Consider the following 17,589-nt stretch of genomic DNA (forward strand, 5'->3'; position numbering starts at 1 on the left):
GTTTTTTTATTTTAAAAAACTTATGTTATAAATAAAAGACAAAAAACATAATTAAAAGTATATTTTTATAAATTATATAGTAGAAAAAAAAATCAAATATAATTTAGTATTTTTAACAATTTAATTCATTTTAAACAAATATTTCTAATTTTGAAATTTAAATTATTTTCTTTCTGTTTTTTATTTGTTAGCTTATTTTCAAAAGCACAAAATAGTTATGAATTCTTACAACTTTCTGGAGAAAATGTATCTACACAAAGTATTACATACGCTATTAAACAAGACAAAATTGGAAATTTATGGATTGCCTCTGAAGAAGGTGTTTTAAAACATAACTCTAATTATTATAAAATTTACAATACATATAATGGTCTACCAGAATCTTTAAATAATAGGGCTACAGAAGTTTTTATTGATTCCGATAATAATGTTTGGGTTGGCTTTGAAAACGGACTCTGTTTTTACAATAAAGATTTAGATAAATTCGAGTTAATAGAAAACAGCAAAAATATAAGTCCGTCTTTAATTACTTCAATAAGAGAAAAAAATAAGAATATATGGGTTGGTGGCTTTAATGGACTTTGGAATTATAATTCCGAAACAAAAAAACTTTCTCGTTTTATTACAAATATTTCTGTAGAAACTTTTCTTTTTTTCGAAAATCATATTCTTATAGGGTCTACAAAAGGCTTGTACATTGTTAATTTAGACGAAAGTTTAAAAAAAGCTGTAAAACTAGACACGTTTAATGAAAAAGTAAGTTTTATTGGTGAAATTAATAATCAAATCCTTGTTGGAACTAAATCTGGAAATATTTATCAGTTCAATAAAACCTCTAAAACAGCCTCACTAATTCCTTTAAAAAAACAATTTTCAAGTCCTATTACAGACATTATTGAAAGTGAACATAAAATTACAATTGCTACAGATGGTGATGGTATTTATGAAACAGATAAAAATTATGCAATAATTAATCATTTTTCGGAAGATACAAATAACCAAAATTCTATTTCTAGTAATGGAGTTTATGATTTAGAAAAAAGCAACGAAAACATTTTATGGATTGCAACTTATGGTGGAGGTATTAATTACTTGAACAATAATAGACAGCCGTTTAAAAAAATTCAACATCGTTTAAATGATAAAAATAGTTTAGTTGCTAACTTTACAAGGGCAATTGCGATTGATAAAAATGAAAATCTTTGGTTTGGAACAAAAAAAGGGATAAGTATCTGGAATAGAAAAAACAATTCTTGGAAACATATTCAACAATTATCATCTAAAAACAACAGTACAGAAGATATTGTATTGGCATTAGAGCCAGATGATGACTTTATGTGGATTGGTACGTATAATAAAGGACTTTTTAAAGTAAACGTCAACACTTTAAAAATAATAAATTTTAATTCCTTTTTTTCAGAAAAAAAATTACTAGATAAAATTTACGTAATTCATAAAGATAAAAAAGGAAATATTTGGATTGGTGGTATTGAGAAAGATTTGGCGATGATTTCTCCTAATAATGAAATTAAAACATATCCAATTCAGCAAATAAAATCTATTATAGAATCTAATTCTGGAGAAATTTTAGCTTCAGGTAGAAATGGTGTTTACAAAATATTTCCTCAAAAGGAAAACTTTATTTTAATAGACGAATTATCACCAAATAAAAAACGATTGGCGTACTCTACCGTTAATGCAGTTTTGGAAAAAGGAAACAACCAACTTCTTATAGCAACCAATGGTGCTGGTTTAATTTTTTTCGACAAAAAAACAAAAGCAATTAAAAAGCTTAACGTTAATTCTGGTATGCCATCAGATATTGTTCAAGGTATTTTAATGGATAGAAATGATAAGATTTGGGCAAGTACCACAAAAGGTTTGGCTGAAATTAAAATTTCTAATAAAGACACAATTATTGAAATTTTAGATAAAAAAGATGGTTTATCTAGCACTGAATATAATTACGGAAGTTTTCAAAAATTAAATGATTCGCTTCTTGCCTTTGGAGGTGTAGATGGTGTAACCATTTTTAATCCAGAAAAAATTATAAACAAGAATTACAAACCAAAACTAGTTTTTGACGAATTCAAACTTTTCAATAAAACAATCAACCCTTCAGAAGCACCATTAAAAAAACACATTAACGAAACTGATGAAATTACCTTAAAAAGTTTTGAAAATTCTATTCAATTAAAATTTACTGCAATTTTACATAGTTCGCCATCAAAAATGAAGTATTCGTGGAAGTTAGAGGGTTTTAATGATAATTGGACAGAATTAACACCTAATAATACTGCTACGTACACCAATTTAGAAAGTGGAAACTATGTATTTAAAGTAAGAGCTTATAATAAATACGGAAGCTTAAGTGAAGAAAAGTCTATAAAAATTAATATTTTATCACCTTGGTGGTCAACACCTTTTGCTTTTTTTGTTTATGGGGTTTTAATAATTACTTTATTTTTTACGATAATTCACTTTACAAAAGTAATTGTAACCAAAAAAAATGCTGAAGAACAGATTGACTTTTTTAACAATATAACACACGAAATAAAAACACCATTAACCATCTTACTATCATCATTAGAAACCATTACAAATAATAATGATGAAGACGTAAAAGAATCTAATAATAGAATTAAAGGTACTGTCAAAAGAATCAACTCATTATTTGAGCAAATGCTTAATTTTCATAGAGTTACATCTAAAGATAGCTTTTTTCAAGAAGTTTCTAAAATTGATTTAAGTAAGTATTTCGAAAAAAGAATACACAATTTTATTCCCTTAACACAAGATAGAAATTTAAAAATTACACTCAAAAATAACTGGCCAAATGAAATTTTTTATTTTTATAAAGATGCTTTTGATAAAATTATTTTAAACCTACTTTCAAATGCCATTAAATACTCTTTTGATAATAAAGAAATTATTGTAAATGTTGAAAAAACTGCAAAAGGATTTTTAAAAATAGATATTATTGATGAAGGTTTAGGCATTCCTAAAGACCAGCAAAAATTTATTTTAAACAGATATTACAGAGCAAGAAACGCCATTAATAGCCAAAGACAAGGTACAGGATTGGGACTAATTATGACTAAAAAAATGGTAGAAAAAGCTGGAGGTAACATCAGTTTTAAAAGTGAAGAAAACAAAGGAACAACCTTTACAGTTTTACTGAGAAATTTAGCAGTACTATACAAAGAAACAGCCATAAATGACCAAGTTTTATATCAAAAATTAATTGAGGAAGACCAAACAGAAATAGATACCTATAGTGATGCAAAAATTTTAATTGCAGAAGATAATGACGAGTTACGTAATCTTTTAGTAAACTCTCTTGGAAATTACTTTCAAGTTTATGAAGCCAAAAATGGTAAAGAAGGTTTAGAAATAACTTCACAAATTTTTCCTGATATTGTATTAACAGATTTAATTATGCCTGAAATGGATGGTATGGAAATGTCTCGAAGAATTAAGGAAGACATTAATTTAAACCATATTCCGGTTTTTATGCTAACCGTTTTACAAAATTCAACTCAAAAACTAGAAAGTATAGAAAGTGGTGTTTCTGAGTACATTCAAAAACCAATAGATATGCAATTTTTATTGGCAAAAATCATCAATACTTTAAAATTTCAAAGAAGGTTAAGAGAAAAATATGTTCACGATACAGACTCAGAAAATGCAAATCTTTTTAGAAATAAGAATGACCAAGAATTTCTAGAAAATTTAGAAAACAAAATTATAGAAAATATCGAAAACAACTCCTTTTCTGTTCACGACTTATCTAGTAGTTTTGGAATGAGTAGAACCTCTCTTTATATGAAATTAAAAAACTTGTTAGATTTATCTCCGCAAGATTTTATCATACGTACCAAATTAAAACATGCAAAAAATCTTTTAATTGAAGGTGATTTAAGCATTAAAGAAGTAGCTTATTCTTCTGGTTTTTCAAATCCAAAATACTTTAGTACCTCTTTTAAAAAATACTATAACCAAACACCAAGTGGTTTTATAGATAGCTTGAAGAAATAAAATACTTCAAATTTTTTATTTTTTTAATACTTAATTAAAAGGTGTTTAAAAATATCATTTCATTGATTTTTAGACGTATTTTCTGCTATTCTGACAATAACGAAACCTTTTACGATGTATTTTAAAACATAAAAAAAATCAAATAACTTAATTTAGCATCAAATTAATTAACTAAATCATGAAGAAATTTATTCTAGCTATTTTATTCTTAATCCCTATTTCTTTTCTTGCACAGAAAAAAGTTAGTGGTGTAATTACAGATGAAACTAATTTTCCATTACCTGGAGCATCTGTTATTATAAAAGGGACCTCAAAAGGTCAAGTAACAGACTTAGATGGTAAGTTCACAATTACTATATCAGAAACGCCAGCAACACTATCAATTGTTTATTTAGGGTACAAAACCAAAGAAGTTGTTATTACCAATCAAACAACTATAAAAGTTGCTTTAGAACCAGACGCACAGCAATTAGATGAAATTGTAATTATTGGGTATGGTGAAGTAAAAAAAGGAGATTTAACAGGTTCTGTAACTACTGTAAAACCAGATAGAAATACTGTAGATAGAGCTCAAGATGTAGAAACCTTATTACAAGGTAGAGCTGCAGGTGTTCAAGTAACTACAAATGGAAACGAACCTGGAGCACCAACAAGTATAAAAATTAGAGGTATTAACAGTTTAACAGGAAATACAGAGCCATTATATGTTATTGATGGAATTATTGTAGATTCTGCAACGGAAGACACATTAGATCCTCTTTCTGGAGGAAACAGTTATTTAGCGCCGCAAGCAGGTATTTCTGGAGTAAATCCAAGAGATATAGAAAGTATAGAAGTGTTAAAAGATGCATCTGCAACAGCAATTTATGGTTCTAGAGGTGCAAATGGTGTAATTTTAATTACAACTAAAAAAGGAAAATCAGGAGAAACAAAGTTCACCTATAGTAATTTTTCTAAAGTCGGAGTTATTACTAATGATATTAATGTTCTAAAAACTTCTGAGTATGTAAAATACATAAATGAAGTTCGTGAAAATCAAAATTTTATCCCAGCATATTATACATATAATGATAATAGTATCGCATATTTTCAAAATAGCGAGCAATTTATGATCGATAATGCAGCTACAATAGATAGAATTCAAGGTGTAGATTGGAGCAAAGACACATACCAAGTTGCAGTTACTTCTAACCACAGGCTTACTGCTTCTGGAGGTGGAGATAATAGCAACTATTATTTTGCTATTGGTCATTTAGATAATCAAGGTTTAGTGCCAAGAGCATTTGCAAAAAAGACGGATTTTGCTATCAATTTAAATAACGATTTAAATAGTAAGTTAAAACTTGCAACTAAAGTTACTGCAACATATTCAGAAAACTCTGCATCTAAAGGAACAGATAATTTAGGTGGAACAAATAACAACTTGGTAAGACAAATTATATCTGGAGCACCAATATTAGGCTTTGATGATAATAACAACGCAGGTACAGACTTTGAAGAAGCTTTAGATGGACCAAGAGCTTGGATAGAAGATTATGATGATTTATCCAGTGAAACAAGAGTTTTAGGTTCTTTAAAATTAGACTATGAAATTTCTGATGTGTTTAAATACAGAGTTCAAGTTGGAGCTGATTACAGAAATAAAGACCGTAAAATTTGGTATGGTACAGGTCTTTTTAGAGGAGAACGAGTAAATGGAGAAGCTGGAATTAGTAATTTAAACAGATTCAGATATAATATCGATAACACTTTACTATTTAGAAAAAACTTTAACAGAAACCACAGAATTAACGGTACAGTAGGTTTTGTAATCGATAAAAGTAACATTACTCGTAAAACAAATCAAGCGTCAGACTTTCCAAATAAAGGGTTAAGAGCAGATGGTATTTCTTTCGGACAAAATTTTCAAGCTCCTTTTTTAGGAAAAGAAAGAGAAACAATTTTATCTTTCTTAGGAAGAGTAAATTATACATTATTAAAAAAATACTTAATTACAGCAACTTATAGAGCAGATGGTAGTAGTAAATTTGCAGAAGGTAAAAGATGGGGACACTTCCCTGCTGTAGCTTTAGCATGGAAAATGGAAGAAGAATCTTTCATGAAAAATATAGAAAGTATTTCTCAAGCAAAATTAAGATTAGGTTGGGGTTTAACTGGTAACCAAGGAATTCCAAATTACAGAACTTTAACACCTTTTGAACCAACACAATCACCTTACTCTAATTCAAATGGAGGAGCTGCAAGCGCAATTATTCCAACAAATTTAGCAAACCCAGATTTAACATGGGAAACTACAAGTCAATACAACGCAGGTATAGATCTTGGTTTTTTAAATAATAGATTTACTGCAACAGTAGACGTGTACTACAAAACAATATCAGATTTATTGTTAAATGTAGAAATTGGACCTTCAACTGGTTTTGAAAACTATTTTGCAAATCAAGGAGAGCTTATTAATAAAGGAATTGAACTAAGTTTATCAGCTGATATTATAGATAATGACGCTTTTAAATGGAATGTATACGGGAACGTATCTTTCAACAGAAATAAAGTTGGTAATCTAGGTATTCCACCAGCAACTTTCGGAAATCAAACGTATAGTGCATTCTTAGGTAGGCAGGTTTCTGGAGGTAATTTCTTTAAAGTACCTGCAAATATTTTTATAGAAGGTGAAGCACCTGCTTTATTTTATGGATTTGAAACAAATGGAATTGTTTCTGACCAAACACAACTAAATGCTGCCCCAGATTTTAGAGGTAATCCAGCTCAGTTAGGTGATGTTGCTTTAGTAGATCAAAATGGAGACGGAAATATTACAGATGCAGATTTAACGATTATTGGAGACCCAAACCCAGATTTTAACTACGGTTTTGGTTCAAGTTTTGAATATAAAGGGGTTTCATTAAGTTTCTTCTTTAACGGAGTTTATGGAAATGAAATTGCAAACGGAAACCTATTAAGGGAAAACTACGCAGATCAAGGTTCAAACAATGTAAGAGCTGAAGCTTATAGAGATGCTTGGAGACCAGACAATGTAAACGGAGCTTTCCCAAGAGTTGGTTACGATATTGCAGATGAAACTGGTTTTACAGACAGAATTATAGAAGATGGAAGTTTCTTAAGATTAAGCAATATTTCTTTAGGATATAATATTCCTGTAGAAAACATTTCTTTTATAGATAATGCTTATATCTCTTTGTCAGGACAAAACTTACTATTATTTACCAATTACAGTGGTTTCGATCCAGAAGTAAATAGCTTTTCTTTTGACCCAGGAAGAGTTGGTATAGATTGGAATTCTTTTCCAAATCAAAAATCTGTATCAATGTCATTAAACTTAACATTTTAAAAATTAATAATATGAAAAAATATATCTCAATTTGTTGTTTTTTTCTATCAGCAATTATTTTAAGCAGTTGTGAAAATGCATTAGAAGAAAAACCAATTACAGCATTTAGTGAAGAGCAATTGTTCTCTACAGAACAAGGTTTAGAAACAGTAGTAAATGGTATGTACCAAAGTTTTGCAGATCCTGCATATCATGGTTCATCATACCATGGTTTATTAGCTCCTTTTTCTGGAAAATTTTGGTCCAATCAAGGAGCAAGTCAGGATGCTACAAGTTTAAATTGTTCTCCAATTAACACTTGGTTAAATAGGTTGTGGCCACAAACGTTTGAAACTATAAATGTTGCAAACATCATCATTAATAATTTAGAAAATACAGATGTTGTTTTAGCCAATAAAGAAACTGCTCTAGGGCAAGCATACTTTATAAGAGCTGCTACATATTTTGATTTGGTACGTTTATTTGGTGGAGTACCAATTAAAACCTCACCTTCTACTTTCGAAACATTACACACGAAAAGAAGCACTAAGCAAGAGGTATATGACCTAATTATTCAAGATTTAGAAAAAGCTAAATTAATGTTGCCAGACTTCAACGAATATTTAGTTGATAGACCAGTAAAATTTGCTGCCAATGCTTATTTAGCAAAAGTGTATATGACGTTAGCTGGAGAAAATAACGACATGGCAATGTGGCAAGCAGCCTATGACGAAGCTATTCAAGTTTACGGTAAGTATAGTTTGGTACCAACATATGCAGAGTTATTTAAATTAGGAAATGAAAATACTTCAGAAGCAATTTTCGAACTTCAATATGGACAAAATGGAGCAGTTAGAAATTCTGATGTCATTCGTTTTTATACGTTGAAAAATTTTAGTGATGTAACTACTTTTGGTAGAATTAGACCAAATAAAGAAACTTTCGATCAACATGTAAATCAATATCCTGGTGACCCAAGAATTGATGAAACTTTTATTTATGATTCTTATACAAAGGTTAATGGAGCTACACAAACAATCTACCCAACTAGAGCCAATGGAAATGACGGTTATGCAGGAATTAGAAAATATTTAGATGCAGGTTTCAACGGAACTACAACAAGCAGAAACTTTATGAAAATGAGGTATGCAGATGTTTTGTTGATGCTAGCAGAAATAGAAAACGAAATTAATGGTCCAGCCAATGCATATCAATATGTAAATGAAGTATTAGCTAGAGCTAGAAATACAGAAAATGGAACTACAACAGAACCAGCAGATTTTAGTGGATTGACTCAAGACGAGTTTAGATCTCGAATTTTAAGAGAAAGACAATACGAAATGTTAGCTGAAGGTCATGAATTTTACGATACAAGAAGAAGAGGTTATAAATACTTTTTAGAAGAAGTAGTTACCATTCACAATAATTATCCAACGTTCGATCCTAGAAAAGATTTTGTATATCCAATAAGCATAAAAAATATGCTGTTGCCAATTCCATCAATAGAATTTTCTGGAAACAGAGCAATCTCAGTAGCAGATCAAAATCCAGGTTATTAAAAAATATAGAATGAAATTTATCCGTTTTTACAAAATATCAGTTTTAGCAATTATTGTTCTTTTTTCATCATGTGATAAAAATGACAAACCAAAAGAAGTTGGAGATAATCCTCTTTACATGAACGCTGATGCATCAATCGAAGATAGAGTTGATGATTTAATGTCAAAAATGACGTTAGAAGAAAAAGTCTATCAAATGTGTCAATATGTAGGTTTAGAACACATGAAAGAAGCTGAAGCAAAAATTTCTCCAGAAGAATTAGAGAAAAATGATGCCTTAGGCTTTTATCCAGGAATGCGTTCTGGCGATATTGGAAAATTAGCAGAACAAGGAAAAGTTGGTTCTTTCTTACACGTAGTTACCGCAAAAGAAGCGAACGAATTACAGCATTTAGCACAAAAATCAAAACTTAAAATTCCTTTATTAATTGGTATAGATGCTATTCATGGAAATGGTTTGGTAAGTGGTTCTACCATTTATCCATCACCAATATCACAAGCAGCAACGTTTTCTGATGAATTAATTAAAGAAGGAAGCAGACAAACAGCATTGGAAATGCGTGCTAATGGAATGCATTGGTCTTTTACACCAAATATTGATGTGTTAAGAGATCCAAGATGGGGAAGAACTGGTGAAACATATGGAGAAGACCCGTTTTTAGTTGGTAATATGGGAGTTGCAACAATTCTAGGTTTACAATCTGATGATTTTACAGGAACAGACCATGTAATTGCATGTGCAAAACATTTAATTGCAGGAAGTTCATCTATAAACGGTTTAAATGCATCACCAACAGATGTTTCTAAACGTACACTTTTTGAAATCTTTTTACCTCCATACAGAAGAGCTGTTAGAGAAGCAAACGTATTTTCTATCATGGCTGCTCACAATGAAGTTGCAGGTTTACCTGGTCATATGGATAAATTTATGATGAACGATTTAATGCGTGATCGTTGGAATTTCGAAGGATTTTATGTTTCAGATTGGAACGATATTTCAAGAATAGATATTTGGCATCATGTTGCAAAAGATTTTAAACAATCTATCGAATTTTCTATAAATGCAGGAATGGATATGAACATGCATGGTCCTATTTTCGACAATCATTTAATAGAATTAGTAAACGAAGGAAAAGTAGATATCGAAAGAGTAAATTACGCATGTCGTAAAATTTTAGAAACTAAATTTAGATTAGGCTTATTCGAAAATCCTTTTATAGATGAAGAAAAAGCTAAAACAGTTAACTTTCAAGAAGCACATCAAAAAAATGCTTTAGAGCAAGCAAGACGTGCAATTGTATTATTAAAAAATCAAAAAAATATTTTACCTCTAGCTGAAAAAGGAAATGGGAAAACCATTTTTATCACAGGTCCAAATGCAGATAATCAAACTACTTTAGGTGATTGGGTTTCTCCTCAACCAGAGGAAAACGTTGTTACAATGGTAGAAGGTATTACTTCAATTGGTGAAGCAAATGGTTACAAAATCAATTATTTCGATTCTGGAGATCGTTCTAAAGAAATTACCCAAGAAAACATCAACAAAGCAGCTGCTAAAGCAAAATCTGCAGATATGATTGTGTTAGTTTTAGGTGAAAATTCTTTTCGTCATGACTGGAAACGTAAAACAACAGGAGAAAATATAGATAGAGCAACCTTAAAGTTATCTGGAAATCAGATGAAATTGGCAGACAAAATGTTCACATTAGGGAAGCCAGTAATTGTAGTATATGTTTCTGGAAGCCCAATTGCAGAACCTTGGTTAGAGCAACGTGCAAGTGCTGTTTTAAACACTTGGGAAAGTGGTGCGTTTGCAGGACAAGCAACTGCAGAAATTTTATTTGGTCAAGTAAATCCTTCAGGAAAATTACCATTAACAATACCTAGAAGTGTTGGGCAATTACAAATGGTTTACAATCACAAACCAACAGCTTACATTCACAAATATAATACAGAAAAGAAAATTCCTTTACACCCGTTTGGATTTGGATTAAGCTATTCAAAATTTAGTTTTGGAGCACCAACTGCCTCAAAAACTACTTTTTCTGGAGTTGATGATAAAATTACTGTAAGTGTAGAAGTTTCTAACAACGGAAAAGTTGCTGGAGAAGAAGTAGTACAATTATATATTAGAGATAATGTAAGTTCTTATACAAGACCTGTAAAAGAATTAAAAGGATACAAACGTGTACTATTAAATGCTGGAGAAACCAAAACAGTTGCTATAGATATCAATGCAGAAAGTTTAGCAATGTATGATAAAGATTACAATTTTGTAATTGAACCAGGAGATTTTACAATTATGACAGGTAATTCTTCTGCAGATAAAGCATTACAATCAACTACCATTTCTGTTGAAAATAAAATTAATTTAGACTATTAAGAACATGATTTCAAACAAAAAAATAAAATTTCCTTCTTTATTTTCTTTGGCTTTTATTGCGTTGGTAACAATTTCATCTTGTAAAAACGAAAATAAAGTTGCTGAAGTTAACACTAAAGAAACTGCAAAAAGACCTAACATTATTTACATAATGGCAGATGATTTAACCACGCAAGCTATAAGTGCTTATGGTGGTATTTACAAAGATATTGCTCCTACTCCAAATATAGATCGTTTGGCAAAAGAAGGAATGTTGTTTGAAGATGTGTTATGTACCAATGCAATTTGTGGTCCAAGTAGAGCTGCTATTTTAACTGGAAATTATAGCAATAAAAACGGGTATTACAAAAACGAAAGTGGAGGAAAGTTTGATAAATCTCAATGGACTTTTCCACAAGAATTTCAAAAAAATGGTTATCAAACAAGTTTGTTTGGGAAATGGCATTTAGGGACAGAACCACAAGGTTTTGATGTTTTTAAATACCATAATTCTGCAGGTCAGCAAGGTCATTATTGGAATCCTACTTATAATGAAAATGGTACAGATGTTAAAGTTGAAGGATATTCTACAAATTTAAGTACAGATTTTGCCATGAACTGGTTAACATCAGAAAGAAAACAAGAAGATCCTTTCTTAATGGTTTTGCAATACAAAGCTCCTCATAGACCTTGGCAACCAGACACCAAGTATGAAAAATTATGGGAAGATATTGAAATGCCTTATCCGTCAACATTTAATGATGATTATAAAGGTCGTGAATTGACTGCCGGAGACACAGAAATGACTATGGAATATTTCTCAAGAAGAGATATGAAATTTGAAGAACCAGCAAATTTAAAAGGAAAGGAAAAGATAAAATGGGCTTTTTATGGTGCAAAACCTGGAGAAATTGTACAGCCAGAAGGTATGTCTAAAGAAGAAGGTAGAAAGTGGAGATATCAAACTTATATTAAAGATTATTTAGCTTGTGTAAAATCTGTTGATGATAATATTGGACGTGTTTTAAAGTATTTAGATGATAATAATTTAGCAGAAAATACCATAGTTGTTTTAACATCAGATCAAGGATTTTATTTAGGAGATCATGGATTTTTCGATAAGCGTTTTATCTACGAAGAATCATTAAGAATGCCATTTATAGTTAAATATCCTGCTGTTGTAAAACCAAATACGGTGAATACAGATATTATTACAAATATAGATTTTGCACCAACATTATTAGAGGCTGCAAATATCAAAACAGAACAGTCAATGCAAGGTCAAAGTTTTTTACCTATGTTAAAAGGAGAAACTCCAAAAGATTGGCAACAAGCCATGTATTATCATTATTACGAGTTTCCTTATTGGCATCATGTACAACCACATTATGGTATTAGAACTCAAAAATATACGTTGGCACATTTCTATTATAACATTGATGTTTGGGAATTATATGATTTAGAAAAAGACCCAAAACAAATGAATAACGTCATCAACGATCCACAATATGCAAATGTAGTTATGGATTTAAAAGCTGAACTTAAAGAGTTGATGAAAAAAAGTGGAAACGACAAATCTTTAGCAGATTTTAGAATGATAACAGACAAAGATTTTGGTTCTATTGTAGATAAAAAAGATGATGAAACTTCTGTTCAAGATGTTTTAGCAAAAAAATCTAAGTAAATGAAATTAACTTATAGAATCTGTGCGTTTTTACTTGTTTTTGTTTTTTTAGCTTGTAAAGCACAACAAAACAATAATAAAGTAAAAAAAGTAAATACTGTTTCTTCTGCTGTTAAAAAAAATATTCTTTTTATAGCAATTGACGATTTAAAACCATTGTTATCTAATTATGGTGAAACTCAAATGATAACTCCAAATTTTGATCGTTTAGCAAAAATGGGAATGACATTTACAAATGCACATGTCCAATATGCAGTTTGTGGACCTTCAAGAGCAAGTGTTATGACAGGTGCAAACCCAGACAAGACTAAAGTTTGGGACTTACATACCGATTTTAGAAAATCTGCTCCAAGCTTAATTTCCATGCCAGAACATTTAATCAATCAAGGTTACGAAACTACAGCTGTTGGTAAAATTTATCATAAAGGAAGTTCTGCAAAAGGGCATGATGGTAAAAGTTGGAGCTCTCCTCATAAGTTACCTAAAAATTACGATCCTAAGTATGGAGATGCAGCTTTTGAATATTATCAAAACCCAGAAACCAAAAAGGAAATGGAAAAACTGGTGGCAGAAGCTAAAGCAAAAGGAATAACCAAGGGAGGTAAACTTCGTTCTTATGTTTTTAAACGCTTAAAACCATCTACAGAAAGTGCAGATGTTAGCGATACAGCTTACCAAGATGGTTTATATACACAAACTGCTTTAAAAAAATTAAATGATTTAGAAAAAGGAAACAAACCTTGGTTTTTAGGAGTTGGATATCAAAAACCACATTTACCTTTTGTGGCTCCAAAAAAATATTGGGATTTGTATGATAGAGATAAAATTGAACTCGCAAAATTTCAAGAATTAGGTGTTGGCACACCAAAATTTGCCTATCATTCTTTCGGAGAGTTAAGGGCTTTTAGTGATATAGATAGCAAATTGAATATTGGAGATAAATTACCAGAAGCAAAACAGCGAGAATTAATTCACGGCTACATGGCTTGTATTTCTTATATAGATGCACAACTGGGTAAATTATTAGATGAATTAGAAAAAAGAAACATTGCAGATAAAACAGTAATTGTACTTTGGGGTGACCATGGTTTTCATTTAGGAGATCATACAGAATGGTGTAAACATTCAAACTTTGAACAAGCAACAAGAATTCCTTTTATGTTTGCAGGTCCAGGAGTGGCAAAGAATCAAAAATCACATCACCCAGTAAATTTAGTCGATTTATTTCCAACTGTTTTCGATTTAGCTGGCGTTTCTCAACATTCCCAGACAGATGGAAAATCATTAGTACCATTATTGGATAATGATAGTGCTACAAAAGTAGCTATGGATTATGCCTATCATCAATATGCAAGAGGAAAAAGAATGGGATATTCTGTAAGAACAGATCGTTACAGATATACAGAATGGCATGATAATAAATATCGAAGTTATCAATCTTACAAAGAAGATAATATTGTTGGCAGAGAGTTATATGATTATGAAAAAGATCCTTTAGAAACCAAAAATTTTGTAAAAGATAAAGACTATAAAAAGATAGTAAACGAATTAAAAGAGAAATTAAAATCTTACTTAACGAAATAAACTTCAAAAAAGCGATGATTAAAATTATCGCTTTTTTTGGCACAATTAATGAATTAAACTAAAATAAAAATAGCAAGTCTAATATAGACTTAATTAATTTTATAAATCATGAAAAAAATTATTCTTTTAATAGCAATCTGTTTTACCTTTTCCATAACTGGACAAACAAAACCAAATATTTTAATTATCCATACAGATGATTTAGGATATCACGATTTAAGTTTTACAGGTTCGCAGTTGTACAATACTGATAATATAGATCAATTGGCAAAAGAATCTGTAAGTTTTACAAATGCGTATAGTAGTTATCCACGTTGTACGCCATCAAGATATGGTATGATTACTGCCACTTATCCTGTAAACGAAAACAAAGGAAATTTAGGTGCAATTCCAGAAGAAAAAAACTTTGTAAAACAATTTGTAAATGCAGGTTATAATACCTCTTATGTAGGTAAATGGCATTTAGGAGAAGGAAAAAGCGAACCAAAACCTTTTGGTTTTACACATACCTATGCTGCAGGAAGAGCTGGAGGAATTGGTTCAAGGTTTTATCCTTTTAATTTTAATGCTAAAGGTAAACGTCACAAGGAGCAAGTTGTAGACTTAGAGAAAGATGGAAAAGAAGGTGATTATGCATCAGATTTGTTGACAGATGCCACTATTGATTTTATCAAAAACAATCCAAAGAACAAACCATTTTTAGCAGTTTTGGCTTATTATGCTGTACACACACCAATTGAAGCAAAACCAAAAGACGAAGCTAGAAATAAAGAGCAATTAAAAGGAATCGATTTTGGTGACACACCAGAATATATAAAAGAAGGTGAAGGAAGACGTAAAATGCGTCAAGATGATGCTGCTTATGCAGGTATGGTTGAGAATGTAGATGAAAATGTTGGGCGATTATTAAAAACGCTAAAAGATTTAGGTATTGATAAAAACACCATTATTGTTTTTTCATCAGATCATGGAGGTTTGTCTAATGATGGTCATAAAGGTGAACGTCATTTAGCAACTACCAATCTTCCTTTAAAAGCAGGAAAAGGTCATTTGTATGAAGGTGGAATTCGTGTTCCGTTATTTGTAAAATGGACTAAAGAGCTAAAACCAAATGTAGATAATAAGTCTATCATTTTAGGAATGGATGTTTTTCCAACTTTATTAGAATTAGCAATAAATAAAACAGTAGATGGTGTAGATGGTAAAAGCTATGCAAATGTTTTAAGAGGAAAAGAAAATTGGAAAGACAGAACCGTTTTTTGGATTTCAAGAAAAGCAAGACCACATAGTACTGGAGATTCTAAAGCTGCAGTTGTGCGTTCTGGAGACTATAAATTAATACAATTTATTGGAACAGATAAAGTAGAGTTGTACAACCTTAAAAAAGATATAGGTGAAGAAAATGATTTGTCTACAAAAGAACCTCAAAAAACAGCACAACTTTTAGCTACTTTAAAAAGCTGGAAAAAAGAAATGTTAGTTCCAGAACGTTTAGATGTAGGTAAAAAAGCTAAAGGAAAGAAAAATAAAAAGAAGAAGAAAAACAAAAAATAAAGACTCATAGACTTTAAAAGTTTCTGAAATCTTTTGAAGTCTTTCAGCTTTTTAAACAAATGAAAATTTTAAAAACCATATTTTTTTCGATTTTAATTACAACAATTTATAGTTGTAAAACTACTACTGTTACTAAATCTGATATCTCTCAAGATAAACCAAACATTCTCATTATTCATGTGGACGATTTGGGTTTTCATGATTTAAGTATCAATGGAAGTAAAATATATCAAACTCCAAATATTGATGCTCTTGCAAAAGAATCTGTAATTTTTAATAATGCCTATGCAAATTATCCACGTTGTGTACCATCTAGATATGCAATGATGACTGGAAATTATCCTGTAAAAAACGGTGATGTTCCAGATGATGGATTTGAAATGAGCGATATTGCAGATAACAAAAATTTTGTAAAAAACATTAAAAATTCAGGCTATCAAACCGCTTATTTTGGCAAATGGCATTTGGGTGATGAGAATAGTTTAAAAGATTTTGGATATGATTTTAGCTTTGCAGCAGGTCATGCAGGTTCGCCAATAAGTTTTTTGTATCCTTTTAATGAAAAAAAGGGAAATGGAAAATCAAATAAATCACCAATTCCAGATGTTGACAAAGTAAGTAAAGAAGGTGATTATTTAATGGACGTAATGACAGACAATGTTGCAAAATACATTACCAATGCTGATAAAAGCAAACCATTTATGGCAATGTTTTCTTTTTATGGAGTCCATCAACCCTTGGAAGCAAAAGAAAAAGATATTGCAAGAAATAAAGAAGAAATTAAAAACTTCGATTTTGGAAATCAACCAGAATATATAAAAGAAGGTACTGGAAGAACAAAAATGCGTCAAGATCATCCAAAATATGCAGCTATGGTTGAAACTATGGATGAAAATGTTGGCAAGTTATTACAGCTGCTAAAAGATTTAAAAATTGATGAGAATACGATTGTAATTTTTTCTTCAGACCATGGAGGTTTGTCTAACGATGGTACTAAAAAAAGACAATTAGCAACATCAAATTACCCATTAAGAGCAGGTAAAGGTTGGTTGTATGATGGTGGAATTAAAGTACCACTTTTTGTAAAATGGACCAATAAAATTCAACCTAGAACAGAAAATGAATCTTTAGTACTATTGATGGATGTTTTTCCAACTTTATTAGATATTACAGCAAATAAATCACTAAATACAAATGGAAAAAGTTTCTTACCTATTTTAGAAAACAAAGAAACTTGGAACAATAGAACCGTTTTTTGGCACTCTTCTAAAGCAAGACCCGTAAATACTGGAGACACAAAATCTTCTGCCATAAGAAAAGGCGATTACAAATTGATTCATTGGTATGAAGAAAACCGAGTAGAATTATACAATATTGCCAATGATGCTTCAGAAGAAAACAATTTGGCTACAAAAATGCCAGATTTAGCGACAGCAATGTTATTAGAATTAAATACATGGAAATCAAAATTTTAAAAGGA

The 17,589-nt window shown here is 30.4% G+C and carries 8 protein-coding genes; all 8 read left to right on the plus strand.

The features are described 5' to 3' along the window. The first annotated feature begins 150 nt into the window (after positions 1–150). The 8 genes from FDT66_RS11820 (at position 151) to FDT66_RS11855 (ending at position 17,584) form a co-directional block, all read left to right on the plus strand. Entirely contained in the window at positions 151–4,038 is a 3,888-nt protein-coding gene (locus tag FDT66_RS11820; RefSeq protein WP_138536790.1) for a hybrid sensor histidine kinase/response regulator transcription factor, read from the plus strand. Between the two features lie 178 nt (positions 4,039–4,216). Then, complete coding sequence (locus FDT66_RS11825; protein ID WP_138536792.1) at positions 4,217–7,387, plus strand: SusC/RagA family TonB-linked outer membrane protein; 3,171 nt, start codon at positions 4,217–4,219, stop codon at positions 7,385–7,387. An 11-nt stretch (positions 7,388–7,398) separates the two neighbouring features. Beyond that, positions 7,399–8,925: a RagB/SusD family nutrient uptake outer membrane protein gene (locus tag FDT66_RS11830; RefSeq protein ID WP_138536794.1), complete on the plus strand. Its 1,527-nt coding sequence runs from the start codon at positions 7,399–7,401 to the stop codon at positions 8,923–8,925. A gap of 10 nt (positions 8,926–8,935) precedes the next feature. Then, complete coding sequence (locus FDT66_RS11835) at positions 8,936–11,308, plus strand: glycoside hydrolase family 3 N-terminal domain-containing protein (protein ID WP_138536796.1); 2,373 nt, start codon at positions 8,936–8,938, stop codon at positions 11,306–11,308. A gap of 4 nt (positions 11,309–11,312) precedes the next feature. Further along, positions 11,313–12,971, plus strand: a complete 1,659-nt coding sequence (locus FDT66_RS11840) for a sulfatase family protein (protein ID WP_138536798.1) — start codon at positions 11,313–11,315, stop codon at positions 12,969–12,971. After that, complete coding sequence (locus FDT66_RS11845) at positions 12,972–14,555, plus strand: sulfatase (protein ID WP_138536800.1); 1,584 nt, start codon at positions 12,972–12,974, stop codon at positions 14,553–14,555. It begins immediately after the preceding gene. A gap of 108 nt (positions 14,556–14,663) precedes the next feature. Continuing rightward, on the plus strand, positions 14,664–16,109 hold the full coding sequence (locus tag FDT66_RS11850; RefSeq protein WP_138536802.1) for a sulfatase: 1,446 nt from the start codon (positions 14,664–14,666) through the stop codon (positions 16,107–16,109). A 59-nt stretch (positions 16,110–16,168) separates the two neighbouring features. After that, positions 16,169–17,584, plus strand: a complete 1,416-nt coding sequence (locus FDT66_RS11855; RefSeq protein WP_138536804.1) for a sulfatase — start codon at positions 16,169–16,171, stop codon at positions 17,582–17,584. The last annotated feature ends 5 nt before the right edge of the window (positions 17,585–17,589 follow it).

The sequence above is a fragment of the Polaribacter aestuariivivens genome (assembly GCF_005885675.1).
GTDB lineage: Bacteria > Bacteroidota > Bacteroidia > Flavobacteriales > Flavobacteriaceae > Polaribacter > Polaribacter aestuariivivens.